This is a genomic window from Pseudomonas sp. W2Jun17, assembly GCF_023127795.1.
Lineage (GTDB): Bacteria > Pseudomonadota > Gammaproteobacteria > Pseudomonadales > Pseudomonadaceae > Aquipseudomonas > Aquipseudomonas synxantha_A.
The window spans coordinates 43,569-68,126 of the sequence record NZ_SPKO01000011.1; the positions used below are offsets into that span (position 1 = coordinate 43,569).

At 57.1% G+C, this 24,558-nt stretch carries 29 protein-coding genes, 2 tRNA genes and 1 pseudogene; 9 read left to right on the forward strand and 23 right to left on the reverse strand.

What is annotated here, in order from left to right:
- The 15 genes from E4O98_RS09145 to E4O98_RS09215 all read right to left on the reverse strand — a co-directional run.
- On the reverse strand, positions 1-522 hold a 522-nt coding region (locus E4O98_RS09145; protein WP_248134797.1), incomplete at its 3' end, for a hypothetical protein.
- Positions 519-1,820, reverse strand: coding sequence for an STY4528 family pathogenicity island replication protein (locus E4O98_RS09150; RefSeq protein WP_248134799.1), 1,302 nt, complete (start codon positions 1,818-1,820; stop codon positions 519-521). The genes E4O98_RS09150 and E4O98_RS09145, both read right to left, overlap by 4 nt.
- Positions 1,817-2,512, reverse strand: coding sequence for a DUF2857 domain-containing protein (locus E4O98_RS09155; protein ID WP_008437329.1), 696 nt, complete (start codon positions 2,510-2,512; stop codon positions 1,817-1,819). Before E4O98_RS09155 ends, E4O98_RS09150 begins: the two co-directional genes overlap by 4 nt.
- Positions 2,513-2,540: 28 nt before the next feature.
- Entirely contained in the window at positions 2,541-4,313 is a 1,773-nt protein-coding gene (locus E4O98_RS09160; protein ID WP_248134801.1) for a ParB family protein, read from the reverse strand.
- Positions 4,310-4,546 (reverse strand): Arc family DNA-binding protein, encoded by a 237-nt coding sequence (locus E4O98_RS27650; protein WP_032877856.1) that lies wholly within the window; start codon positions 4,544-4,546, stop codon positions 4,310-4,312. The genes E4O98_RS09160 and E4O98_RS27650 overlap by 4 nt, the downstream gene beginning before the upstream one ends.
- 33 nt (positions 4,547-4,579) lie before the next feature.
- A complete protein-coding gene (gene yejK, locus E4O98_RS09170) occupies positions 4,580-5,581 on the reverse strand; it encodes a nucleoid-associated protein YejK (protein ID WP_248134803.1) in 1,002 nt (333 codons plus the stop codon).
- Entirely contained in the window at positions 5,581-5,820 is a 240-nt protein-coding gene (locus E4O98_RS09175) for a type II toxin-antitoxin system HicA family toxin (protein WP_248134804.1), read from the reverse strand. Before E4O98_RS09175 ends, yejK begins: the two co-directional genes overlap by 1 nt.
- Positions 5,817-6,338 carry a hypothetical protein gene (locus E4O98_RS09180; protein ID WP_248134807.1) on the reverse strand — a complete coding sequence of 174 codons (522 nt, stop codon included), beginning with the start codon at positions 6,336-6,338 and terminating at the stop codon, positions 5,817-5,819. Before E4O98_RS09180 ends, E4O98_RS09175 begins: the two co-directional genes overlap by 4 nt.
- A 464-nt stretch (positions 6,339-6,802) precedes the next feature.
- Positions 6,803-7,255, reverse strand: a complete 453-nt coding sequence (locus tag E4O98_RS09185) for a hypothetical protein (RefSeq protein ID WP_220381608.1) — start codon at positions 7,253-7,255, stop codon at positions 6,803-6,805.
- Positions 7,252-8,601, reverse strand: a complete 1,350-nt coding sequence (gene dnaB, locus E4O98_RS09190; protein ID WP_248134809.1) for a replicative DNA helicase — start codon at positions 8,599-8,601, stop codon at positions 7,252-7,254. Before dnaB ends, E4O98_RS09185 begins: the two co-directional genes overlap by 4 nt.
- The gene (locus E4O98_RS09195; protein WP_032877851.1) at positions 8,598-8,816 is read right to left on the reverse strand and encodes a hypothetical protein; all 219 of its coding nucleotides are present in this window, start codon (positions 8,814-8,816) and stop codon (positions 8,598-8,600) included. Before E4O98_RS09195 ends, dnaB begins: the two co-directional genes overlap by 4 nt.
- Entirely contained in the window at positions 8,800-9,519 is a 720-nt protein-coding gene (locus tag E4O98_RS09200; RefSeq protein WP_248134810.1) for an HNH endonuclease signature motif containing protein, read from the reverse strand. The genes E4O98_RS09195 and E4O98_RS09200 overlap by 17 nt, the downstream gene beginning before the upstream one ends.
- Positions 9,516-10,214 (reverse strand): DUF2786 domain-containing protein, encoded by a 699-nt coding sequence (locus E4O98_RS09205; protein ID WP_248134812.1) that lies wholly within the window; start codon positions 10,212-10,214, stop codon positions 9,516-9,518. Before E4O98_RS09205 ends, E4O98_RS09200 begins: the two co-directional genes overlap by 4 nt.
- Positions 10,214-10,972, reverse strand: a complete 759-nt coding sequence (locus E4O98_RS09210; RefSeq protein ID WP_122365584.1) for a hypothetical protein — start codon at positions 10,970-10,972, stop codon at positions 10,214-10,216. The genes E4O98_RS09205 and E4O98_RS09210 overlap by 1 nt, the downstream gene beginning before the upstream one ends.
- Before the next feature lies 1 nt (position 10,973).
- The gene (locus tag E4O98_RS09215) at positions 10,974-11,834 is read right to left on the reverse strand and encodes a ParA family protein (RefSeq protein ID WP_122365585.1); all 861 of its coding nucleotides are present in this window, start codon (positions 11,832-11,834) and stop codon (positions 10,974-10,976) included.
- A 242-nt stretch (positions 11,835-12,076) separates the two neighbouring features.
- On the opposite strand from E4O98_RS09215, the gene E4O98_RS09220 reads away from it, so the two are divergent.
- Positions 12,077-12,153, forward strand: a tRNA-Pro gene (locus tag E4O98_RS09220).
- A 117-nt stretch (positions 12,154-12,270) separates the two neighbouring features.
- Here E4O98_RS09220 and E4O98_RS09225 read toward each other — a convergent pair.
- Genes E4O98_RS09225 through E4O98_RS09235 form a run of 3 tightly spaced genes read right to left on the reverse strand, consistent with a single transcriptional unit; the run spans position 12,271 to position 14,486 of the window.
- Positions 12,271-13,569 carry an NAD(P)/FAD-dependent oxidoreductase gene (locus E4O98_RS09225; RefSeq protein ID WP_078820261.1) on the reverse strand — a complete coding sequence of 433 codons (1,299 nt, stop codon included), beginning with the start codon at positions 13,567-13,569 and terminating at the stop codon, positions 12,271-12,273.
- A gap of 60 nt (positions 13,570-13,629) precedes the next feature.
- Complete coding sequence (locus tag E4O98_RS09230; protein WP_005784671.1) at positions 13,630-13,803, reverse strand: DUF3094 family protein; 174 nt, start codon at positions 13,801-13,803, stop codon at positions 13,630-13,632.
- Between the two features lie 53 nt (positions 13,804-13,856).
- The gene (locus tag E4O98_RS09235) at positions 13,857-14,486 is read right to left on the reverse strand and encodes a DUF1780 domain-containing protein (protein WP_003188431.1); all 630 of its coding nucleotides are present in this window, start codon (positions 14,484-14,486) and stop codon (positions 13,857-13,859) included.
- A gap of 129 nt (positions 14,487-14,615) precedes the next feature.
- Here E4O98_RS09235 and E4O98_RS09240 point away from each other — a divergent pair, with 129 nt between their 5' ends.
- Together E4O98_RS09240 and E4O98_RS09245 are read left to right on the forward strand one after the other, a co-directional pair.
- A complete protein-coding gene (locus E4O98_RS09240) occupies positions 14,616-15,305 on the forward strand; it encodes an energy-coupling factor ABC transporter permease (RefSeq protein ID WP_148853443.1) in 690 nt (229 codons plus the stop codon).
- A gap of 66 nt (positions 15,306-15,371) precedes the next feature.
- Complete coding sequence (locus E4O98_RS09245) at positions 15,372-15,587, forward strand: hypothetical protein (protein WP_003171680.1); 216 nt, start codon at positions 15,372-15,374, stop codon at positions 15,585-15,587.
- Here the strand turns inward: E4O98_RS09245 and yacG are convergent.
- The 4 genes from yacG to E4O98_RS09265 are packed head-to-tail and all read right to left on the reverse strand — an operon-like array spanning position 15,584 to position 18,472.
- On the reverse strand, positions 15,584-15,784 hold the full coding sequence (gene yacG, locus E4O98_RS09250) for a DNA gyrase inhibitor YacG (RefSeq protein WP_003188437.1): 201 nt from the start codon (positions 15,782-15,784) through the stop codon (positions 15,584-15,586). The two genes, E4O98_RS09245 and yacG, sit on opposite strands and share 4 nt — an antisense overlap.
- Positions 15,781-16,404, reverse strand: coding sequence for a dephospho-CoA kinase (coaE, locus tag E4O98_RS09255; RefSeq protein WP_148853444.1), 624 nt, complete (start codon positions 16,402-16,404; stop codon positions 15,781-15,783). The genes yacG and coaE overlap by 4 nt, the downstream gene beginning before the upstream one ends.
- A complete protein-coding gene (locus tag E4O98_RS09260; RefSeq protein ID WP_282445096.1) occupies positions 16,401-17,267 on the reverse strand; it encodes an A24 family peptidase in 867 nt (288 codons plus the stop codon). The genes coaE and E4O98_RS09260 overlap by 4 nt, the downstream gene beginning before the upstream one ends.
- Positions 17,264-18,472: a type II secretion system F family protein gene (locus tag E4O98_RS09265; RefSeq protein ID WP_248134814.1), complete on the reverse strand. Its 1,209-nt coding sequence runs from the start codon at positions 18,470-18,472 to the stop codon at positions 17,264-17,266. The genes E4O98_RS09260 and E4O98_RS09265 overlap by 4 nt, the downstream gene beginning before the upstream one ends.
- Positions 18,473-18,671: 199 nt before the next feature.
- Between E4O98_RS09265 and E4O98_RS09270 the strand changes: the two genes are divergently transcribed.
- The 3 genes from E4O98_RS09270 (at position 18,672) to E4O98_RS09280 (ending at position 19,677) form a co-directional block, all read left to right on the forward strand.
- Positions 18,672-19,085, forward strand: a complete 414-nt coding sequence (locus tag E4O98_RS09270) for a pilin (RefSeq protein ID WP_005784685.1) — start codon at positions 18,672-18,674, stop codon at positions 19,083-19,085.
- 63 nt (positions 19,086-19,148) lie between these two features.
- Positions 19,149-19,221 (forward strand) — tRNA-Thr (locus E4O98_RS09275).
- Between the two features lie 150 nt (positions 19,222-19,371).
- Positions 19,372-19,677, forward strand: a complete 306-nt coding sequence (locus tag E4O98_RS09280) for a DUF6388 family protein (RefSeq protein ID WP_032877840.1) — start codon at positions 19,372-19,374, stop codon at positions 19,675-19,677.
- Positions 19,678-19,751: 74 nt separating this feature from the next.
- On the opposite strand, the gene nadC is transcribed toward E4O98_RS09280, so the two are convergent.
- Positions 19,752-20,600 (reverse strand): carboxylating nicotinate-nucleotide diphosphorylase, encoded by an 849-nt coding sequence (nadC, locus tag E4O98_RS09285; RefSeq protein WP_032877839.1) that lies wholly within the window; start codon positions 20,598-20,600, stop codon positions 19,752-19,754.
- A 245-nt stretch (positions 20,601-20,845) separates the two neighbouring features.
- On the opposite strand from nadC, the pseudogene E4O98_RS09290 reads away from it, so the two are divergent.
- From E4O98_RS09290 to ampE, 3 genes and pseudogenes are all read left to right on the forward strand, one after another.
- Positions 20,846-22,997, forward strand: a pseudogene (locus E4O98_RS09290) (DUF1631 domain-containing protein).
- A gap of 61 nt (positions 22,998-23,058) precedes the next feature.
- Positions 23,059-23,622 carry a 1,6-anhydro-N-acetylmuramyl-L-alanine amidase AmpD gene (ampD, locus tag E4O98_RS09295; RefSeq protein WP_005784693.1) on the forward strand — a complete coding sequence of 188 codons (564 nt, stop codon included), beginning with the start codon at positions 23,059-23,061 and terminating at the stop codon, positions 23,620-23,622.
- Positions 23,619-24,455, forward strand: coding sequence for a regulatory signaling modulator protein AmpE (gene ampE / locus E4O98_RS09300; RefSeq protein ID WP_032877836.1), 837 nt, complete (start codon positions 23,619-23,621; stop codon positions 24,453-24,455). The genes ampD and ampE overlap by 4 nt, the downstream gene beginning before the upstream one ends.
- Positions 24,456-24,558: the final 103 nt, after the last annotated feature.

Below are 24,558 nucleotides of genomic sequence, written 5' to 3' on the forward strand. Positions count from 1 at the left end.
GTCGGATGTTGGCTGGGTGATGTCGGCGACATCACTTGCAGAAAGTTCACCACCAGTGTGGGATCTTGCCAAAGTGATGCGGGCCGAATTACTTGCGTGACTGTCAGCAACGATGTCGGATGTTGGCTGGGTGACGTAGGCGACATCACTTGCAGGAAGTTCACCACCAGTGTGGGATCTTGCCAGAGTGATTCGGGCCGAATCACTTGCGTGACTGTCAGCAACGATCCGGGAGTCTGCCGAGGTGATTCGGGCCGAATCGCACGCGTGACTGCCAGCAACGCTGTCGGATGTTGGCTGGGTGATGTAGCCGACATCACTTGCAGGAAGTTCACCACCAATGTGGGATCTTGCCAGAGTGATTCGGGCCGAATCACTCGCAAGAGCGCCGTCATCGATGCCGGATACCGATTGGGTGATGCGGGCCACATCACTTGATGTGTTTGCGGTACGGATGCCAGATTTTAACTGGGCGTTGCGGGTCGCAACTTTTCGATAAGCTAGTTTTCCTCCCGGCTTCATGGGTTTGTCCCCCGACTCGGTTTCAGCAAATGCAACATTCCGCTGAGTGTGTGTTTCGCGGTTTGTATCGACTCAGGGCTACGCGGCTGAGTTACCGTCTTCGTCGGCTGCTCTGCGCCCTCTGGCGGGGCTGAAGCGTCTTGAGGCCCGGGGCTCGCTTTTGCCTTGTCGTCAGGGTTCCATTGGCTGTTGAAATCGCCGCGAACGGCCATGCCGACTAGTGTCATCAAGTATCCAAGCGGGTTTCGGACCCCTCCCGAGTCACAGCGATGGACCCATTGTTTGATGAGCGCCGTTTTCAATTCTGCTGGAACCTTTTGGAGCGCCAGGACCGCGTTCTGTTTTTGCTCGACCGGTAGTCGATGCAGTGCACCGAGCAAATCGGCAGCGATGTCGTTTGGTGCGGGCGGTACATGTACAGAGCTTTTACAAACATCTTTGTGTGTATCTGTATACGTTCTATATGAGTTCGGATGCCGAACTAAGCCCGAACTCAGTGATTTACGGCTGAGTTCGGCATCCGAACTCTGCTCCAAAGCGATTCGCTCTTCGCCTTTTTCACTGAGTTCGGTATCCGAACTCAGTGGAGATAGAGCTATATTTTGCTGAGTTCGGATTCCGAACTCAGTCGCTTTAGGTACGACTGGCGCCTGCGCTTTGGTCCAAGCCTGGCTATTCATGCGGGATTCGATGATGTCCAGCCTGCTAGGTAAGCGTTGGCCAACGTCAGGATCAGCTGCAAATTCCTTCCAGGCAATTTCCGCTACTTCGCGAATCACCTTGGTCTGGTGCTGCATTGACTGCGCGAGTAGCTGCAAGTAGTCCTTGTCGAACTCTAGAGCTTCGGCCGGTGTGACCGGTTCGTCATGAAGCAGGTAGACGTTGCCTTGCACTTGTCCACTCAGGTCATTGCGCACCCGTCGCCCAAGGCTAAGCCAACGGGTGAGACGTAAGGTGACTAATGCTTTTGATACAGTTTCACGTGAGGCAGGCCTACCGGGTTGCATACCCAAATATGGCCGCAGTTGGTCATAGGTAGGGAACGCCGTAAGGCCGTCGTCATTGATCAGTAGGCGAAATACCTGCCAGGTGTTTCTTTCAAGCGGGGTTAAGCGATCATCCAAAAGCAATCGGCGAGGTACCGTTTCGTGTGGGTTCCCGCTGAAAATAATTCCGGAGTAGGGGGAAGACCCTTCAATCCCCGGAGGCGCCGACTCTTTTTTCTGAAGCAAGTGAGCTTCAAGGTGACCCGAGGCCGAGTCTAAAAGCGTCGACAAGGGGAGCCGAGACAACCTCATAATACAGAGTCACCTTCCACCGATGTCGCTGCAGGCTGTGCAAGTCGTTGAGAAGACACAAGCTGTAGCCTTCTCGGAAGGCCAGGGTTTGCAGGAGGGTAAAGCCCTTCCTTTATCCAGGACTGAATGCGATGCCAGATGATGGCCAGGCTGAGGTTTTCGTGGGTTTCATCTGGGCTAGTATCCTGTGGAGCATTGAGTTCCTCGGCGACTAACATGGCGATGTCCAGCAACGCGAGACTGTCGCCAAGCTCTACCTGATGCTCTTGCATTAGGTGCGTCCATCGGTACCAAAGCTGAGCGTCCATCTCCTCACTGAATTCGCGCCAACGGCCACGACGTGCCGTCACGCCGATCATGAGGCGTTGAAGTGCCACATCCTGCGGAGACAGCCCGAAGAACTGTTGCAGCATTTGAGTGGTCGCGCCAAGTCGCAGCGCACGTTCAATCATGCGCACTTCTTCATCAGAACGCTGCGCGCCTGACAGTAGTTTTTTTACCATGTCCCCATCAATGGTGACGTTGCACCAAGACACGGGAGTGTTAAGCAGCAAGCTCAGTACTGAAGGTTGTTGGAGCTGAGCCAATATCTCTGGCTCCAGGCCCATTTCGATGCAGCGCCGAAGTTGACCATTACGCATGTGATGAAGCACCTGTGACAGGATTGCTTCATTTATTGGTGTTTTGGACATGACGACTCCCCCTCGTAGAGTCCGTGTGTTAACTGGCTGAATTCGGACCGTTGTTGGCGACTGACTGGATTTCCAGGTCAATCAAACGTCTTGCGAGACGAATAATGCGGAACAGCTTCACTAGAGCGCCGTCGCTGAGACGGCATTCACTTTCAGGGGGCTGATCTTTTGTGTGAGGCTGACCCAGTAAGATCTGGCCCAGCCCGGCTGCGAACTCGAATTCAGCCAACGCGTCGATTTGAAGCTCGGGTTGCTGCTGAATCATTTTCAGTACGATGGCCATCGAGCCGCTCAAAGACTGGAGCAGCGTCAAGGTATGTTGGGCTGTGGCAGTAATTTCGACTTCCGCTTCGGGGTGTCGGTAGCTGAACCCGACGCCACCATCGATATCGATAAATTGACCTGGGGCTTTGACCGAGCTGGCTATTTCGCGAGCCAATTGAGCGATGTGCTGACGCAGGGTCGCGGTATTGTCTATTTCGCGTTCGATGTACCAAAGGTCAGAAATGGGATTGAGCCCGCCAGCTTGAACAGGGATGGCCACCAAGGCATTGGAGGCGAAGTCGGGCAAGACCTCACCGTCAAGCGCAGCGAGCTCCCGTTTCATCTTGTCGACTCTGGGAGAAGTCTTCACAGGGCTCGCAACGTGCCCATCGATACGTGCTTGGCGCTCTTGTGGGCTCATTTGCTCCTGCGGAGCAGGTGCCAGTTGCTGTTGCACCCTTTGAGGTGAAGGACTCTCTTTGGAGGGCGTCGTCTTATGTGTGCTGCCCCCCGAAGTAGTAGTGGGTAGTTGTAGAGTGTTCTGATTAGACTCAATGCCATTGTTTGAAACGTTAAGTTGAGTCCCCCCCTCAAATTGCGATGCAGGGTACTGTGGCAGCTCAAGAACCGGCGTAGACCGGCGCAATTGGTCCTGGTTCTGAGTGATTTCCAACAGTATCTGCTCGTAGCCGAGGTTCAGCGGCTTTTTAAGCTGATCTATCAATTCGTCCTGAAATCGCTGGAATAGAAATTCTTCAGCGTCGCCCTCAAACTGGGACAGTACATCTTGGAAAAGCGTATCGAAATCAAGGTGCTGCTCCTGCTCCTGCTCTTGATAATTGCGATCCCAGCACTGAAGGGCTGTTTTGCGTAATGCTAGAAGTCTCGTAATACGGTCTACTCCAAGCCCTGAATAAAGCAGGTTTGGAGCAGCAGGCAGTAAGTGTCGGATTGTTTCCAGCATTTTGCTGATGTGTGATTGTGAAACTGGATATCCATCAGCGGCCAGTCGTCTTGCAAGTTCACGTTGAGAAATCGATTCTCCAGCTTCAGCCTCATACAACACTTTTGCTTTATCGACACCAATAGCTCGCTCAATGAACAGGAGCTGGCCTTGCAGGTCGTTTTCAGCCAAGTGGCCGGTGAGCGAGATGATTTCGCCCCGAACGGCGTCCCAGGGGCGAAATAGGCAGTGGAATTTGAAATACTTCTCGTCGCCGGTCTCACGATACAACTCGTTTAAAATTGCCAGACGCGTGTTGCCGCCGTTGCGGATCCGGTACTTATTTTCCCCAGGTTTACGGGTTACGGGAGGTGGCGTATCGAGACCCCGATTCCGTATCGACTCTTTAATTTCATCGTACTTGGGGTTACGCGTCGTCCTTGGGTTTTCGTCATACGGCAGCGTTTCGTCGAGGGTCAACAGCATGGGGGTATCGACGATGGGGTCACTCATTCGCTCTGCCACCGGCGACTTCGATTCAAACGCCGGCAGCAACAGCTTATCTTTCATGGTCTGGGCCAAAGACGCTTTCATACTCTGGCTCCTGGCTGCTCGTAAGCCGGGCTTGCCGCCAAGAGCTGGTCAATGATTTTCAAAGCACGATCCAGAGCGGCTTCAAGTTCGGCAGTTGTCTCCAGCCGATAAACAATTTCTGAGTTCATCGACCTGGCGTTGTCACGTGCTTCCAACGCAATGCGTTCGCGCATCCCGTCGGGAAGGCGAATAACGAATTTTTCTTCATGCAGACGCTTTGGTTTGTTACTCATGGTGGGCTCCGATGCCTAGGGTAGAAAGTGTGTTCAGCGACGTTTCAACTGATCAGTGAGTTGGGTAGGTAACCCCTTGATGACTAATGAATTGGACGCCTCGTCGTACTCGATCTTGTCCCCTAGCAGATGCGCTTCAAAACTGATGGACAAGCCTTCGGCACGGCCGGTGAACCGACGGAATTGGTTGAGAGTGCGTTTGTCCAGGGGGATTTCCGGCGACAGGCCGTAGTCCTTATTGCGGATATGGTCGTAGAACGCCTTGGGACGATCTTCATCGATCAAGCCCGACAGTTCCTCCAGGCCCATGGGTTCACCGAGCTTGGCCTGGCTGGTGGCGTAGTCCACCAGGGCCTTGGTTTTCTCGCGGGCCGATTCGTCTGGCAGGTCTTCGTTTTCAACGAAGTCGCTGAACGCCTTAAGGAGGGTGCGGGTTTCGCCCGGGCCGTCGACGCCTTCCATGCAGCCAATGAAGTCGCTGAAATACCCCGAGATCTTCTTACCGTTCTTGCCTTTGATGTACGAGATGTACTGCTTGGACTGCTTGTTGTTCTGCCACTCGGACAAGTTGATACGCGCCGCAAGGTGCAACTGGCCAACGTCCAGGTGGCGTGAAGGAGTGACGTCCAGGTCGTCAGTAACCACCACGCCTTCACTGTGATGGAGCAGGGCGACAGTTAGGTAGTCGGTCATGCCTTGCTGGTAATGGGCAAACAGTACGTGGCCACCGGTGGAGAGGTTGGATTCTTCCATCAGCTTTTGCAGATGCTCGACCGCCGTGTGGCTGAAGGCGGTGAAGTCCTGGCCACCTTCAAAGTACTGCTTTAACCAGCCGCTAAACGGGTGCGCGCCGGACTCGGCATGGAAAAAACCCCAGGCCTTGCCTTGTTTGGCGTTATAGCTCTCGTTGAGGTTGGCAAGCATGTCCTCAATGGCGACCGATTCGGATAGCTCCGAATCGCGTGCCTGGAGAACAGCAGGTGTGCCGTCGGGTTTTTTGTCGATCAGGTGGACGATGCAATGACGGATAGGCATTAGATTGCCTCCTGCGAGTGTAGGGTTTGAGCTCGATCAGCACGACGAATACGGGCTTTGGCGTTGATGCCTGAGCGGTAATCGCTTGCGGTTGATGAGGTGTAAATCGATCCAAGGCCAGCTTTCGTGAACTTGATGTGGCCACCTTGAGTGCGAGACACCGTCCAGCCATTCGCTTCAGCAAACTTCACGAGTACACGAAGGCTCTCGCTTTTTCCGCGTAGGAGATTGGTGGTCATAGCTCTGCATCCTTGTCTGCCAGAACGTTACCGGCCTGGATCGCGATGATTTCAGCCTGGTCGCCAGGAAACTTGGTACCGAGCTCATGCAAAAAGTGACGCGTAGCCTCACGTGCTCCAGGCACGCGGAACACCACGCTGCAGTGCTGAACTTCCGCGGGGTGTTGTAGGTGAGACATGACGGCCACTTTGAGCGAGCAGCTTTGGAGGTGGCGGGGCACCCAAACCGACCAGAAGTAGCTGGATAGCAAGGCGCCCGCGCAGAGCAGTTCAACGGTAATTGTTGCGCTGGGCGTGTTGGTAAGCTCCACGTAGCCGAGCTTCTCAAACTCCAGCAGATCCTCGCGCATGCTCATTGGGACCACGGTGCTGTGGTCACGAGCAAGACGGCCGATCGCTTGAGCTATTGCGTCGAGCTCCACTGGGTTGATCCCAGACTTATGGGCTTGAGCCACGGCAGAAGCTTCGTACACGGCACTGGCATGAATACTAGGAAATAGCTCGACGCTACTGTGCATCCGACACCTCCTGAAGCTCCTCGATGTCATAGCTATTGCAGTTAGGGCAGATAAGCACGTCTACTTCGCCGTCGAGGGATACTGGGGCCTGTACGACGCTGCGCACACGATGTGTCGGGTGGTGGCTATCGCATTGATGGCACCAATGAGTGAGCCGGATCATGGCTGGCCTCCTTGAGGTATAACGGGTGACGTACAAGAAGCACTCGGCAGCGATAGGGCGCTGGGGTTGAACGCTGAGGGTGAAAGGTGCCGGACGCATCCAGTGGTAGAGTTTGGTTTCCACACGCAAACTACTGACCTCTGGAGGTCCGGCATGAAAAGACCGGGAGAAGAGCTAAACCCCAACGAGTTGTACGCCAGCGCAATGCAGGCCGGGATTTGCGATGCGTTGAAAATCATCGGTAACGTGCTGGCCACCGATAGTCGTACGCGAGAACTGTTCAAGCAAACCTGTGATGGATTCATTGCGACTGCTCCCCAGCGTCTAGGAGAACTTGGTCAGAATCCTCTCGTGATGGAGGGATACAGAGAGCCTTTGATGCACCTGATGAAGGCGCTCCACCTCTTGGAAACGGGGGCAAAGGGACCTTTAAGTACTCATTGAGCCTGGTGGTGTAGGCAGCTTGTTCAGCGTCTTCTAGCGAGAAACCTTGGGCAATTTTCACGTCATAAGCTTTTTCACCTGCTGATCTCACGATCGGTAGGTGAGCATCTGTCGCTTTACCGTATGCGATAACAAAGTCGATCACCGCACGCGAATACAGCGCTTTTTGAACCCCCGGGCTGAACAGCCGCTTCAAAAAAGCAGAGTGGTCTGTAGAGCAAACTAGGTCGCGTATCCTGATTTGTTCGGCGCTCAACTGTTTTTCCGAATCAGGCTGTAGCTCTGCTCTGAGTGAGAAATGGTTTTTCATTGTTGTGCCCCCTGCCAGCCGGCGTTGGGACTGAGGTTGGCAAATCGGGTCTGGTTGGCGATGAAGGCTGTTCGGACGGTCCCAGTTGGGCCGTTACGCGCCTTGCCGAGAATGATTTCTGCAATGCCTTTGTGTTCGCTCTGAGGGTGGTACACCTCGTCCCGGTAGACGAACATAATCAGGTCAGCGTCCTGTTCAATCGCACCGCTATCACGCAGGTCTGCGTTGATCGGGCGCTTATTTGGCCGTCGCTCCAACTCCCGGTTGAGCTGGGAAAGCGCAACCACCGGGCAATTCATCTCTTTCGCTAGGGCCTTGAGGGACTGTGATATAGCGCTGATCTCGTTGGCCCTGTTTTCCTGACCTGGGCAGCGCATGAGCTGCAGGTAATCGATCAGGATCAAGCTCGGGTGTCCGAAGCGACGAGCTGCTCGACGAGATTTAGCTCTGATTACTGCAGGCGTGAGCGCTGATGAGTCGTCGATGACCAGCCGCTCTCCATAGCCATTAATACGAGAAACCGCTGCAGTCAGCTTCGGCCAATCATCATCATCGAGCTTGCCCTTCAATAGCCTGCCCAGATCGATATGGCCTAGGATCCCCATCAATCGATACATCAGGGCTTTGGCCGGCATTTCCATGCTGAAAACCTGAACTGTACGATCAAGCTTTGCCTGCAGAGCCGTATCTATGAAGTTCAAGGCCAGAGAGGTCTTCCCCATAGACGGGCGCGCGCCGAGGATGATCAGGTCGGCTTCTTGAAAACCCGACGTCAGCTCGTCCAGGTCCTCCAGGCCTGAAGGAAGGCCGGTCACGGTGATATTGCCGTTGAAGTGTTCGTCTATTTGTTCGACGACGTTCGTCAGGCATTGGTTGATATTTACGAATTCCGTTGCGCTCTTGCCTTCACCCAGAGCGAACAGTTGCTGTTCAATTGATTCTTGAACATCCTCCGCACTTGCCAACGGGTCTGTCGCCTCGCGAGAGCATTGGTATCCAAGGGACATGAGCTGTCTGAGCCGAGAGCGATTACGCACGATGGATGCGTAATGCTCGATGTTGGCTACAGACGGCGTGTTTTTGGCCAGCTCGCCCAGATAGCTCAGCCCTCCGGCTTCGTCTGGCTCCTCCAACGCGTTGTGGACGGTGACGATGTCGAACGGAATGGACTTGTCAGCAAGGCTTGTCATTGTCCGGAACAGCAACCGATGGTCGTGTCGGAAAAAATCAGAGGCATCCAGTTTGTCCGCGACGAGATCCCAGGTGTTGTTGTCGAGCAGTAGCCCACCTAACACACCTTGTTCAGCCTCTACGGAGTAGGGAGGTGAGAGGTCAAGGTGATTCATTTCCCTGACTCCTGACCTATCTGAAGAAAACCACTCCCGTTGCGTGCCCCTAGGGCTTTGACCATGTCGACTTCAACCTTCGCTGAATTGATCATGACCTGAGCAACTTCCGCTACCGCTTTAGCCCGTTCAATTTCCATTGGTTTTTCCGGGTCCAGGAGGCTCTCGATCGCGACGAACAGGTGATTACGTAGATCTTCAATCTTGTTCTTCATTTTCAACCTCCCGGATGGTGCGTTTGAGTTTGCCGATAGCGCGTATTGCGGATTTCAGCTCTTCCGGATACCGATGAATGGTGTTACGACGCATGCGTTCTGCCCTCGTCAGCAACTCCAGGTTATTCAGGGCTATATGGGCCTTGTTGCCGTCCTTGAAGCACACGCACATGTTTAAAGGGACTGGTCCGTGATGCTCCTCCCAGAGCAGTACGTGCACCGCTTTCCAGTCAACGGGTGGATAACCGGTATCGGTAACTTTCTTCTGCTGATAGCCGTCAGGAGTCGTGCGCAGGCTGCCAACAGGGAGCCAGATCCCTGGTTTATTCCCCTCCTTAAACTGCGTTTGAGTCATGCGGCCAGAGGAGGGGAGCCCCTTGAGGCCCTTATTCCATGGGACGGATCCCTTTGGAAATCGGAATTCAGCGCCCAACTTGCCGTCAAGCCGGCCACAGAGACTACTGCGAAGAAACTCGGTGCTTTTGCTCAAACCCAGCCGTTTGGCTTTGGCATAGACCTGATAGACGCTGAGCCCCAATTCAGCGGCTAGGACCTGAGTCGGTTCATCGGGATAGCGGGCAATGAGCGTGCGCTCTTCTGCCTCACTCCAAACATGGTGTTTGTGAACCGAGGCAAGCCCAAGTTGGGATCTGGCTTGTTCCAGCGCCGCCATGGCCAAAGGTGAAAGCGAATGAGTTCTCATTGGCTCACCCCATGCCCAAGGGCTCCTTGTGACTGCTGTCCAACACCACGATGCAACCTGGCATGCTTGCCCTGGTCCCATCCCGCTTGCAAAGAGTGGGTGTCATGACCTTTGGCTTCGATGGGCTTGATAATGGCTAGTGTTAGTTTTGGATGGTGCCATTCCAGGTAGGCTTGGATCTCCAGCGCAGTGTTTTCGTCTATCCCGCCTGCAAACTGGTTCACCTTTGAGGCGACGGCATTGAGCCAGCCCTCGGCAAACAGTTGGCCGCGGTGACGTTTGGTTTTCAGTTGGCAGCGCTTCTGCTGGGCAACATGAGCTCGTCGGGCTGCGACAAGCTGGTGATGCAGCGATGAATAGGTGTGAGCTGCCAGCTCGGGTGAAATACCTTTCCCCAAGAACTTGAAGCACCAGCCAAGTAACGGATTGAAATACGCCAAGTGGCTGCAATCGAAGGCTTGGGAGCAGATTGAAGCCAGGTTGTGCAGCCAGTCCTGCGGTGCCCGACGGGTTTTGGTACCCACAATGGCTTCTTCGATTGTATGGGCAGCGACTTCGGTGTGTTCCAGGTTGTACTGCTTCATCAAATGGCGCGCTTGGCGAAGTGCAATTTCCACTTCGTTTGGGGCAGCGCCTTGTGATTTGGCAAGCGCCATGAGTTTGGCGACCTTGCTGAGGACTTTTTGCTTGTCCATTAGTCGTCCCCTCCCTGTTGAAGGCGGGGGGAGAGCGCCTCTGACCACAGGCGAAGTGTTTCTTCCTCATCAGCAGAGAGGTGAGTGTGGGCAAGACAGTCCGCAACCTTCTGTTTCAAGGCGTCAAGACGGTTTTGAACACTCGAGCCATCGTCGTAAGCAATCTCTTGCTCAACAGTTTGCACAACGTCATTACGCAGAGAGAGAACCGTGCTTATCCAAAAGGCACTTGGGCTGGTCCAGCCAATAAGCTTTCGAGTTCTGGCAGGCGATAGGTAATCACGGAGCCTGAGATTGAACTCCCTTGGGGAATAACCATTCCTGAAAACGTCTGCGCGATTGAGCGTCAGCGCTGTTTTAAGAATATCTAGGAGAGGGTCCAAAGCCGTTGACTCAGGAACAAAAGGTTCTAGATATGTTTCAGCTACCAGACGTTTGGCTTCGGCATATCGACCTTGCTGACGCCGTTTGGCTTGGCTTTCGTCGCGGCCGCGCTTTTCCTTCGCGTGCTTTATGTTCGAGTTCACTGACTCGATTAGCTTCGCGGCGTCTTGCAAAAGCTGAAGCTGTTCAACGCTCAATTGAGCGCCAATCCGACCGGGTAGATGGCAACCGCTTGTCAGGGCTCTGATTTCTCGAGCGGTTCCACTGAGCTTGGCTTGCAAGCTCCGCAATTGTTGAGCGCTGTAGTACTTGCCAACCTCTAGGATGAGATCTGCAGTAATGCTGCGGGCGTCGGTAATGGAGGGCTTCGCCATTTCAACGACCCTCCCTCACCAAGTTGGCTACCTTTTCCTCGGTCATGGCCTCGAAGCGGTCACGCCATTCTGGGAAAAGCTCAATGGCCAAACGGCGGATGACGACTAGGGCTGCCGGGGATATGCGGTTGGAAGGCTGCCGGTATTCCAGGCGGTGTACTGGGACGCCCAGGGAAGAACCGCTACGAAACACCACTGCGCTGGGGACGACGCTATCCAGGACGTTGATTTCGTCATTGTCCTGGAAAATTTCCCGTACCGACTGCTCGATCATTTGCGCGTCGGTGGTTTGGTCGAGATTGTTGACGACGATCCGCACGGGAGGGATTTTCATGCCTAGGCGCCCATAGGCGCGCAGGCCATCCAACATCTGCATGGTTCCCCGGCTGAACTCCCGCGCAGCGAGCATATTGGGCGGAAGTGGGGATATCACCAAATCAGAGGCTAGGACCACCATTTCGAGCATGGCCGATCTGGCGCCCTGAGTGTCAATCAGTACCAGGTCGAAATGATCTTTGAATGCCGGCATCAGGTTGGCGAGTCGCAACCGTCCGTCGGGAGCTTGCAGGAGAAGGCTGTTCAGTTGGTTGTTGATGTCATTGGAGATCACCAACGACAGGTTTGGGATCGCTGTACTGGATATGATCTTGGCTGAGTCGGTGATATTGAACGCTAGCAGGTCGTAGATGCCGCCTTGGGCTTCATCGACCAATTGGTAATACGAAGAAAGGGAGGGCTGTGCAGGATCAAGGTCGATAAGGAGTGTGCGAAGGCCCGCGTCCGCGCAGAAAGCGCCAAGGTTGGCCTCGATAGTAGTTTTGCCTACGCCGCCTTTGGTCGAAACGACCGCAGAGATTTTCATGGTTTGGAGCCTCTAATGTGGGTTCATTAGAGGCTGCGAGGCCACGGAAACAGCTATGTGTAGCGAACACGATCCTGAGCTACGAAGCACTAAAACCAATTGTCTTTTAACCAATTGGTCGTAGGTTCGAATCCCACACGACCCACCATTTTTGAGACCAGTTCAGGCTGGAATCGAATCTTAAGATCAGAGGCCAAAAGCGCTGATCGAAGAAGGCGACTGAAAGGTCGCCTTTTTTTTACCGGGGTATAGCGCAGTCCGGTAGCGCGCCTGCTTTGGGAGCAGGATGTCAGGAGTTCGAATCCCCTTACCCCGACCATATTAAAAATCCTCGTATCGAAAGATACGGGGATTTTTTTTGCGCGCGCGAATCTTGAATTCTCCGCAAAACAAATGTGGGAGGGAGCAAGCCCCCTCCCACAGGTGTTATGCGTTGTTAGTGGAGTTTGAGGCGCGGTTCTGTGCCTCGCCCAATCTTGCTGCCCAGCATCAGCATCGCCGTGCGGAAGAAGCCGTACAGCGCCATCTGGTGCATACGGTACAGCGACACATAGAACATCCGCGCCAACCAGCCCTCCAGCATCACGCTGCCAGTCAGGTTACCCATCAGGTTACCTACCGCCGAGAACCGCGACAGCGAGATCAGCGAGCCGTAGTCGGTGTACTTGTAGGTCGGCAGATCCTTGCCTTCAATGCGCAATCTCAGCGACTTGGCCAACAACGAAGCCTGCTGATGCGCGGCCTGGGCTCGTGGGGGCACATTGCGGTCGGTGCCCGGTTGCGGGCAGGCGGCACAATCGCCAAAGGCGAAGATGTTTTCATCGCGAGTGGTTTGCAGTGTTTGCAGCACCTGAAGCTGATTGATGCGGTTGGTTTCCAGGCCATCGATGTCTTTGAGAAAACCCGGTGCGCGGATCCCGGCCGCCCATACCTTGAGGCTGGCGGGAATCACTTGGCCGCTGCTGGTAATCAGTGCGTCGGCGGTTACTTCGCTGACCGCCGAGTTGGTCAGCACGGTCACCCCGAGTTTTTCCAGGGTTTTATGCACTGGGCCGCCGATCCGCTCTGGCAGGGCAGGCAATACCCGCGGGCCGGCTTCGATCAGGGTGATATGCATGTTTTCCGGTTTGATGCGGTCCAGGCCATAGGCAGCCAGTTCATGGGCTGCGTTATGCAGCTCGGCGGCCAGCTCCACCCCGGTGGCGCCGGCACCGACGATGGCCACGCTGATTTGTTCAACGGCATCGGTTTGTCCGGCATGGGCGCGCAGGTAGTGGTTGAGCAGTTGTTGGTGGAAGCGCTCGGCTTGCTTGCGGGTATCGAGGAACAGGCAATGCTGCGCCGCACCCTCGGTGCCGAAGTCGTTGGTGGTGCTGCCTACGGCAATGACCAGGCTGTCATAGCCCAGTACGCGCGCGGGCACCAGCTCGCGGCCTTCTTCATCGAGGGTGGCGGCCAGCTGGATTTTCTTCTGTTCACGGTCAAGCCCACTCATGCGCCCAAGCTGGAACTCGAAGTGGTTCCATTTTGCCTGGGCGACATAATTGAGTTCGTCTTCCGAAGAGTTCAGCGAGCCGGCAGCCACTTCGTGCAGCAGAGGCTTCCAGATGTGAGTCAGGTTGGCGTCCACCAGCGTGATGCTGGCCTTGCCGCGCTTGCCCAGAGTCTTACCCAGGCGGGTAGCCAACTCCAGGCCGCCGGCGCCGCCGCCGACGATAATAATACGATGGGTCATGGGGATATCTCGCAAGGCTAAAAGAAATCGGAGCAGTTACCCCCGCGAGCGCCAGGCAGCTCATAGCGTCAGGTAACTCAATAGGCGGCTCAGCACGCCGAGCCCGATCACCACTACCAGCACCACACAAAGGAGCAGCCATGGCCGGAAAGGCTTGCGCTCGACTCTGTGCTGGGAGAGTTGCAGGTACTCTTGGACATGCTGTTGGTCATCGGGGTTCAGGCGGCTGGTCATAAAGGCCTCGTCAGGTAGACGTTGCAAAAGGGCGCCACGTTACAGCCAAGGGTTCAAAGGCTGATGCCCACATCGAACACTATGCTGCGGCCCAGGTTGTTGCGCAAGAAGTCCGGCGCGTCCGGGTGTGCGAACAGTACGCGCGCGAAGGTTGGCCCCACCAGTGACAGTGAGCGCCAGCCCTGGCGCAGGTATTCGGTTGGCGGCGGAAAGTGGCTGTTGAGGTCCAGCACTTCGCGTTTGAGGCTGGTGAAAGCGATAAGGTCCAGCTCCCCCAGGTCCATGCCGCGTTCTTTGTAGTTATGTGCTTTTTTGCGCAGTGTCGGTGCCAGGCGCAACAAAAACTCATGGGCGGGAATGCGTCGTGGCTTGGCTTCGCGCCGCACCAGTTGGCTCAAAGAGAACGCGCTACGCCTGCGCAGCAATTCATCGCGCCATTCGTCGTTCAGGCGGCGCCCCTCGTCCAGCACGAAAAACACCTCGAAACTGGCGTCGCGAAACAACACATCCGGCGGCTCCTGGCCCGCAGCGTGAAACTCTTCGACGCGGTAGGGCACATTCAAGCCCTGCAGCAGGCGCTGGCAGACCCAACGCTCACGCTCCCATTTGCGGGCATTGGACAGAAACGCATTGGCTTGTTCGGCTGCTACGGTGAGCAGGCGCAAATAATCTGAGTCATCCATATTCCCAGCTTAGCGTTCAAATGATGACCACAGGAAGTCCTGCTTTAAAACGCGGGTGTAGACTGGTCACCTGGCAGCAGGCCCAAGGATGAGGTGTGTGGTGAGGCTTTTTATAAAGGTAGTGCATCCGTGATCAGTGCAGCTGTTCTGGCGCCATCGACCCTCGGCATTGGCTGGCTGTTATATGCGCCGGTGGTGATGTGGGCGACGTTGCGCTCGCCTTGGGTCGAATTGTTCGCCGACCGACGGCGCCAGCATTTGCTGTTCGGTACGGTGTTCGCGTTGTTTATGCTGTGGCTGGTGCGCCGGGATTTCGATACCGGGGTCTCGTACCACTTTATCGGCATGACCGCCGTGACCTTGCTGCTGGATTGGCCGCTGGCAATCGTCGGTGGGTTTGCTGCACAGTTCGGCTTGATGCTGCTGGGGCGCCAGGATCTGGCCGCCCTTGGCGTCAACGGCCTGCTTCTGGTCGGGCTGCCGGTGCTGGTCACCGAAAGCTGCGCGCTGTTGGTCGAACGGGCGCAACCGCGAAACCCCTTTGTGTATATCTTCTGTTCCGGTTTTTTTGCGGCGGCGCTGTCGGCATTGTTGTGCCTGTTGGTCGGCCTGGGCCTGTTGTGGTTGGACGGCCGCTTTGCGATGCCGGAATGGTTGGAGGACTTTGTAGGTTACCTGTGGCTGATCATCTTCCCCGAAGCCTTTATCAACGGCATGGTCGTCAGCGCGTTGGTGGTGTTTTGCCCGGAATGGCTGGAGACCTTCAACCGAACTCGCTATCTCTCGGCCCCCTGGAAGGACGACGATTCACGGCGTTGATCCAGGTCAAATGCCGGGCACCGGCGCAGGTCCATGCTCTGCAAAATTTTTTCTGGAGCACCGATCATGAGTGTGTACGAGTGGGCACGGCAGGAGTTGCGCAGAAGCCAGGACGCAGCGCAGGAAATCGGTTTTGACCCCGGCTTGACCTTGCGCGCCATGCTCAGTGCGGTGGTGCAGCAAAGCAAGGGTGTACGCAGTTTTGAAGACCTGGCCGACGAGTTGCAATACCTTGCAGAAAACCTCGACGACCAGCAGGAATATGCCTTTATGCGGCCTTAGTGGCGCGGCGGCAGGTCTTCGGAAAACAGTTCATCTTCAGCGTCCGGGGCCACCGGAATCTTGTGTTCTTCAGCGGCCCAGGCACCCAGGTCGATAAGCTTGCAACGGTCCGAGCAGAACGGCCGGTTGAGGTTGGTCGCTTTCCATTCCACGGGTGCACCGCAGGTTGGGCAGTCGACGGTCAAGGGTTGGCTCATGATCGGCCTCCACGCAAAGTAAGGTAAAAGTGGTGCAGTCGCTCGACCTCGCCGTGCAGCCAGGCAAGGTCCTTATCGTTGACCAGCACGTCATCGGCATGGTTCAGGCGGTCTTCGCGGCTCGATTGAGCCTTGAGAATCGCCTGCACCTGTTGTTCGCTGATGCCATCGCGCTGCAGGGTACGCTGAATCTGCAGCGATTGCGGCACGTCGATCACCAGGATGCGCTGGGTCATGCTGTATTGGCCGGACTCGATCAGCAGCGGTGACACCAGGATCGCGTAAGGCGACTGGGCGCGTGCCAGGTGGCTGCGAATTTCCTCGGCAATCAGCGGGTGCAGCAAGGCTTCCAGCCACAAACGTTCTTGCGGTACCTCAAAGATCAGTTTGCGCAGCGCGGCGCGATCCAGCTGGCCGTCGGGTTGCAGCACGCCGTCGCCGAAATGCTCGGCAATGCGCGCCAGTGCCGGCCGCCCGGGTTCGACGACCCAGCGGGCAGCATGATCGGCGTCCACAAGGTCGATGCCCAGGTCGATAAAGTGCTCGGCCGCAGCGCTTTTGCCGCTGCCAATGCCGCCTGTGAGGCCAAGAATCCAGGGTGTTGCGACAGAAGTGGTCATCTGAAACCGACAGACTGCAAATAGAAGTCGGTTATTTGACCACCCCAGAGCAATGCAATCCAGCCGGCAATTGCCAGGCACGGCCCAAAGGGCATTGGCGTCGACGTTTGGACCTTGCGCAAACGCAGCAGGATCAGCCCTGCAAACACGCCCATCAGTGAGGCCATCAGCAACGTCATCGGCAGGATCTGCCAGCCACCCCAGGCCCCCAGCAATGCCAATAACTTGAAGTCGCCATGGCCCATGCCATCCTTGCCGGTGACCAGCTTGAACAGCCAGAACACGCTCCATAGGCTCATGTAGCCAATGACCGCGCCCCACAGTGCGTCGGGCAGTGTCGCCAGCAGTTCAGCACTGTTGATAACCAGCCCCAGCCAGAGCAGCGGCAGGACCAGCGCGTCCGGCAGCAATTGGTGGTCCAGGTCAATCAGGCTCATGGCCAGCAAGCCCCAGCTCAGCAACATCACCGCAGCGGCTTGCCAGCCGAAGCCGAAATGCCAGGCAACAGCGGCAGTGATCAGCGCGCACGTCACTTCGGTCAGGGGATAGCGGACGCTGATGGGCTCACGGCAATGGGCGCAACGACCCCTGAGCATCAGGAAGCTGAGCAGCGGGATATTTTCCCAGGGCCGAATCGGCTGGTTGCAGCGCGGACAGCAGGAGTTCGGGCGCATCAGGTTGTATACCGGCCCGGCGGGCTCGGTTGGCAGGCCGAGGACCTCATGGGCCTGGGCACGCCATTCGCGTTCGAGCATTTTGGGCAGGCGCCAGACCAGCACGTTGATGAAACTGCCGATGATCAGGCCGAGCACCAGTGCCATGCAGGCAAACGCCCAGTGCAGCTCGCTCAGCAGCAGGCTCAAAAGGCCGTACCCAATTGAAAGACCGGCAGGTACATCGCAATCACCAGCGCGCCGACAATGGCCCCCAGGACAACCATGATCAGCGGCTCCATCAGGCTGGTGAGGTTATCGACCAGGGTGTCTACGTCCGACTCGTAGTGGTTCGCGACTTTTTCCAGCATCCGGTCCAGGGTGCCGGACTCCTCTCCAATGGCAGTCATCTGGATCGCCATGCCGGGAAACAAACCGCAGCTGTGCATGGATTGATTCAACTGCATGCCTGTGGATACATCGTGGCGCATACGTTCGATTGCCTGTTTGAAGGGGTCATTGCCGACGGCTCCGGCTACCGAGCCCAGTGCCTGGACCAGCGGGACACCCGCTGCAAACGTGGTCGAAAGCGTGCGGGCGTAGCGGGCGACGGCGGTTTTTTGCAGCAGTTTGCCTGCCAGAGGCGCTTTCAACAAACTCGCTTGCAGCCAATGGCGAAAGCCAGGGTAACGGCGGTAGGCGTGGCGCAGCCCGCCCACCCCCACGGCCAGGCTCAGCACGAGTATCCACCACGCTTGTTGCAAGAACTCGGACAGGGCAATGATCCCCAGGGTAAACCCGGGCAGTTGGCTGTCGACCCCGGCAAACAGATGCTGGAACTGAGGCACGACGTGTATCAACAGCACTGTGCTGACCAGTGTCGCGACTACCAGGACTGCGACAGGGTAAGTCATGGCTTTTTTGATCCTGGCTTTGAGCTGTTGGCTTTTTTCCAGATGAATCGCCACGCGCTCCAGCAGGGTTTCCAGAGCCCCGGCCTGTTCTCCGGCAGCTACCAGGTTGCAGTACAGGTCATCGAAATAACGCGGGTGCAGGCGTAGCGCTGCGGCCAGGTTATTGCCGCTGGCGATCTGTTGTTTCAACGCCTTGACCAGTTCACGCACCTGCTGGTTTTCAAAACCCTCACTGATGATGTCGAAGGCTTGCAGCAGCGGGATCCCGGCTTTGAGCAAGGTCGCCAACTGTCGGGTAAACAGGGCGATATCGGCTGGCAGGATTCGCGGGGTGAAAGCCGAACGTGATCGAGGCCTCTTGCGCACACGCTCGGGGCAGATCCCTTGCTGGCGCAGTTGTGCCTTGATCAGCGCAAGGCTGTCGCCAGCGGTTTGCCCGGTCACCCTGCGTCCTTTGCGGTTGATGCCTTCCCAGGCATAGATCGTTGACGTGTCGTTCATATCGGTTTGCGCACCCGGCAGTGAAGAATTTATAGCGTAGTCAGGTGGCGGATTCGGGGCGGCTGGTGTTATGGGATAAAGTGTCAGAATGTGCGTCTTGCAGGCGATGGGCTTCGTGGTGGTGGGTACACTGGCGCCGTTGCACACTTCGGGGCGCAGGACGCGCCTTGTCATGGTTTTATTCTGGAGAGTGAAAGAGATGCGTCAAAAAGGCTTTACCTTGATCGAGTTGTTGATCGTTGTGGCAATCATCGGCATTTTGGCCACGATCGGTTTGCCCATGTACACCAAGCACCAGGCCAAGGCCAAGTTTACGGCGGGGCTGGCTGAAATCAGCGCGTTGAAGGCCGGTTATGAAGACGTCATCAACCAGGGCACTGTGCCCACTGTGTCGTTGATCGGTGGCAACAGCCCCACTGCCAATTGCAAGATCGACGTGACAGGAGATGTAGCCTCGGGCGCCGGCTCCATCAGCTGTGAAATCCTCGATGCGCCAGCGCCCGTGCTCGGCAAGACCATCACCTTGACCCGCAACGCAACCAGCGGATGGACCTGTGCTACCACAGCGGATCCGCAGTACGTTGCCAAGGGCTGCTCTGCCAACGGCGCGTGATGGCGCCGGGCGGTGAGCGAGTCAGTTGCTGCATGACCAATGCAGTGCTAGCTTTAGCCCACCGCCCGTGTAGCTCAGCCGGTAGAGCAGCGCACTCGTAACGCGAAGGTCGCAGGTTCGATTCCTGTCTCGGGCAAAAGCGCACCACTGCTTCAAAGGCAATGTTTTCAGATGATCCCAGAATGGTTCTGAAGGCCAGACGAGTCGGCATTCGTGCTCGCTCTTTTGTATCTGCGCAACCTTGATGACCCAGATGCATCCCCATTCCTCGATCCAAGAGAACGACATGACCACGACTGAGATAACCCAGCAAGCGCGTCACGAAGAAGCACTCAAGCAATACCTTGAGGAGTCGCCGCAGCTTAAAGAAGAGATCAAGGACCTGAGCGCTGACGACCAGCGCGATCAGATTCAGTGGGCATTCGAGGATGAGGCAGAGAGCCAGAGCCTCCAGCCTTGGGAGTTGACCCTCAAGTACACCTCGACACCGGAAGAATTCGAAGCTGCGCGGTTGGCCTTGCATAAAGAGGCGGCCGAGGTGCTGGGCGTCGAATGGGAAGAGTACTGCGAGATGAATAATCTTGTAGTTTAAAAGCAGCCGCGAGTTTCAAGCTGCAAGCGGCAAGTTGTCTCGCAGCCTTCTTGCAGCTTGCAGCTGGCAACTACTCAGATACTGAGGCGCATCGACAGATCCACTGCCTTCACATCCTTGGTCATCGCGCCGATGGAGATGAAGTCCACACCGGTTTCAGCGATAGGCAGCAGGGTACTTTCATTGATCCCGCCGCTGGCTTCCAGCTTGGCCTTGCCGGCGTTCAAGCGCACGGCCTCGCGCATGTCTACCAGGCTCAGTTCATCGAGCATGATGATGTCGGCTCCCGCCGCCAGGGCTTCGCGCAACTCATCCAGGTTTTCCACTTCGATTTCCACCGGCTTGCCTGGGGCGATCTTGTGGGCGGCCGTAATCGCCTGGGCAATGCCACCGCAGGCGGCAATATGGTTTTCCTTGATCAGGAACGCGTCATACAGCCCGATGCGGTGATTGTGGCAACCGCCACAGGTGACCGCGTATTTTTGCGCCAGGCGCAGGCCCGGCAATGTCTTGCGAGTGTCCAGCAGCTTGACCTGGGTACTGGCGACAAAGTCCGCGAGGAACTGCGCTCGGGTGGCTACACCTGACAGCATCTGCAAAAAATTCAGCGCACTGCGTTCACCTGTGAGCAGCGAGCGTGCCGGGCCTTCAAGGTGGAACAGCGCCTGGTTGGGGCTCACACGTTCACCGTCGGCCACCTGCCAATGCACGGCCACCCGTGGGTCCAGTTGGCGAAATACCGCATCCACCCAGGCCGTACCGGCAATAACAGCCGCTTCGCGGGTAATGATCGTGGCCTTGGCCAGCCGTTCGGCGGGGATCAACTGCGCGGTGATATCGCCACTGCCGATGTCTTCCAGCAGTGCGCGGCGCACGTTGGCTTCGATTTCGGCGGTGAGGTCGGCAAGACGGAGGTTCGGCATAACAGGCTCCACAAACAAAGTGCCTGGATTATAGGGGCTGCGTGCGTTCGAACCCAGCGCGCCGCTCATTTACAGCGTAAAGGCAGAGTTTGCTGGCGCAACCCCCCTCATTTGCAAGATAATCTCGCGCCTTTCAATTGGCGTCATAGCTTTGACGTCGAGGTGGTAGCCGGTTTATTTGCAGCGCACTGCCGTGCCTGCCCCGTTCTTTGCCCCTCTCAACACCGCCGTTTCAGGAGGCCAGGATGCACAATGACGGAAAGGTGGTGCCTATCAACAGGGCACAGGCCACGCCATCGCCGCTCGCGCGCCTGCCGGTGGTGTTGCTGCAGGTGCGTGACAAGGCCGCGCAACAATTGCAGCAGGGTTTGCAGGAACTGTTCGATAACGCCGACGACACCCTGTTCGAAATGGCTGACAAGGCCCGAAGCACCGTCGACCATCATATTTTTTTCGAAGCAATGCGCGACCTGCGCCTCAAGCGCAAGAACTTCGAACGCGTGTTCATGGAGCAGCTGTTTGTCGCCTTCGCCAATCTGGGCCAGGCCGGAAGCGGCGATCTGCACCTGGTGCCGGTGGTGTCCTACGAAGCGGTATCCGGTACCAGTGCCGACGATATGGAAAAAGCCGTAGCCCTTGAGGCGATGCTCGGTCGGGTGCGACATCGTGATGGCTTGGCCCTGGGACAGTTAAGCGCGCATGAGCCGATTGCTGGGCCGGCGACTGGATGACCATACCAACCCACTGGGTCCGGCACTGCTCTGTGAGTTTTTCCTGCAGGCAGGGCGCAGTCTGGGGGTGGAAATCCGCGTCAAACTGATCATGCTCAAGCTCTTTGAAAAATACGTGCTCAGTGACGCGGACCTGTTGTATGGCGAAGCCAATCAACTGCTGGTCGCCGTTGGTGTACTGCCTGAACTCAAGGCCGTGCCATCCCGTCGTCCCGGCGGGCGCGCCAGCCGGGAACACCAACGCGCCAGCCAGCCGATCGTCGACCCGCCGCTCGATAAAAGCGGCCAGCAAGCGTTCAGCGCATTGCAGAAGTTACTGCAAGCCGTGCGTGGCAGCGTGGCGCCGACCCTCGAAGCCAGTGCCGAGCCGCAACCCATTGCCACCCGTGATCTGCTACGCCTGCTGTCGCATTTGCAGCAGTACGTCCCCGAGCCCGAGGCTGAAGACGATTTCGACCTGCGTAACCAGCTTGAACAGCTGCTCACCCGAGTCAGCGTCAAGAGTGGCAAGTCGCGGGTCCTGGAAGATGCTGACGAAGATGTAATCAATCTGTTCGCTATGCTGTTCGCGTTCATACTCGGTGATAGCAGCGTGCCGGACGCGTTCAAGGGCCTGATCGCCCGTTTGCAGATCCCCTTGCTGAAAGTCGCCGTGCTGGACAAGAGCCTGTTCAGTTGCACGCGCCATCCGGCGCGACGCTTGCTCAATGACATCGCGGGCGCCGTCATGGGCTGGAGCCCGCCCGAAGACGCCTCCCGCGATACTCTGTACCTGTGTGTCGAGCAGGTCGTGCAGCGTTTATTGAATGAGTTTGTTGAAGACCCGGCGATTTTCTCCCAGCTACTGACGCAATTCAGCGCGTTTACCGCTGATGAATCCAGGCGCAGCGAGTTGCTTGAGCGCCATACCCGAGAGGCCGAGCAGGAGCGCCTGCATACCGAGGCTGCCCGCCAACGTGTGGCGCAGGTGCTTGATCGAAGGCTGGCGGGCAAGGTTCTGCCGCAGTTTGTGGTGCAATTCCTCCAGCAAGCCTGGAGCCAGGTGTTGCTATTGGCCATGCTCAAGCATGGCGGACAGTCGCTGCAATGGCAGGCAGCGCTGCGCACCCTGGATGAGTTGATCTGGAGCGTCGGCCTGCGGGAAGATACCGAAGCGGGCCGGCATTTGCTTGAGCAACTACCCGCGTTGCTCAAGGCGTTGCGTGACGGTTTGGCCGCTGCGGCGTTCGACTCTTTTAGCACTCGCGAATTTTTCCGGCGGTTGCAGGCCATGCATGTTCAGTGTTGCGGGGGCGACGGCGGCGAAGTGCTGGTCGAAGTCCGTGAGTCCTTCACGCTTGGCACCGGTGCGCCGTCCGTCGTTGCGCCGCTGCCCGATGATGACCCCGACCTGCTCAAGGCCAGGCAGTTGCAGATCGGCGCCTGGGTAGCGTTTCAGCACGATCAGGAAATCGCCCTGCGCTGCAAGTTGACGGCAATCATGCCGCCTGCCAATACCTGTATTTTCGTCAGCCGCACCGGGCTCAAGGTTCTGGAAAAAACTACCGACCAATTAGCCCATGCGTTCAAGCGTGGTGTGCTGCGCACGCTGGATGATGGCCCTTTGTTCGAGCGTGCGCTGGCTGCGGTGATGGGCGACCTGCGTCAACTCAAACGCGGCAAGTGATCGCAACCGCAGGGTGGAACGCGGCATACTGGTAACACCTCGTCTCATTTCAGGAGCCTGTATGCAGTTGGACCCCGCCAGCGGTTGGTGCCAGGGCATCCGTCATTGCCCGTCGCCCAATTTCAACGAGCGCCCTGAAGGCGAAATCTCGCTGTTGGTGGTGCATAACATCAGCTTGCCTCCAGCGCAGTTCGCCACGGGCAAGGTGCAAGAGTTTTTTCAGAATCGTCTGGATGTTTCAGAGCATCCCTACTTTGCCGGTATCGACCACCTACGCGTGTCTGCGCATTTTCTGATTGAACGTGACGGCACTGTGACGCAATTTGTCTCGTGCCGGGACCGGGCCTGGCACGCCGGTATTTCCAGCTTCGAGGGGCGCGAGGTGTGCAATGATTTCTCGCTGGGGATCGAACTGGAAGGCACAGACGAACTGCCGTTCACCGATGCCCAGTACGCGGCGCTGACCGAGCTGACGCGCCAGTTGCTCAAGGCTTACCCAAAGATCACTCGCCAACGTATTTGTGGTCACAGCGATATCGCCCCGGGGCGCAAGACTGACCCGGGCCCCGCTTTTGATTGGGCGCGCTTTCTCGGCGCCCTGCAGGATGGAGGACACGAACAATGAGTTTCCTGGTGTTGGTGCTGGCGGTGTGGATCGAGAAGTTCTCGGCCTTGCGCCTGCGGTTGCAGCGCGACGGTGGATGGCTGCGTGAGCTGGCCAAGCTGGAGTCGAGCCCGCGCATGGGCAAGCGACCCTGGCTGATCCTGACGCTACTGGTGCTGCTGCCGGTAGCGTTGCTGGCGCTGTTGTTGTTGGTACTGGAGCCGGTGGCCTATGGCCTGTTGGCGTTACCTGTGCACATGCTGGTGGTGATCTATAGCCTGGGCCGTGGTGATTTATTGGCAGGGCTGGGGCCATTCCGTGATGCCTGGCGGCGTGGTGACCTGCAAGCCGCCGAGCATGTGGCCGAGCGCGACCTGAAGCTTGGCGCCGACAGTGGCGAGCAATTGCTGGAGCGGGTCCAGGGCTATCTGTTGTGGCAGGCATACCAGAGCTTTTTTGCGGTGATTTTCTGGTATTTCCTGCTGGGCCCGGTGGCGGCTTTGGCCTACCGGCTGTTGGCGCTGGCCAGCGAACATAGCCAGAACCCCTTGGTGGCCGAACGTGCCGCGCAGTTGCGTCACGCGTTTGACTGGTTGCCGGTACGCCTGTTGGCGGCGAGCTTTGCTTTGGTGGGCAACTTTGTCGGGGTCAGTCGGGTGATGCTCCACGAACTGCTGAGCTGGGACATCAGCGCGGCGCAGTTGATGGAAAAGGTCGGGCTGGCCGCGGCTGAAATCCCTCCTCCAGTGGTGGGGGCTGACGGCATCAATAGCCTGGATCGGTTGTGGGAGCTGCTGCTGCGTGCGGCGGTGTTGTGGTATGCCGGGTTTGCCATTTGGACTGTGTTGCCCTGAACACTGTGGGAGGTGAGCTTGCCCCCGATGACCACCGGGATCTACACCTCTTGTGGGAGGGGGCTTGCTCCCGATGGCGGCCTCCGGGCCGACCAGGGTGCTG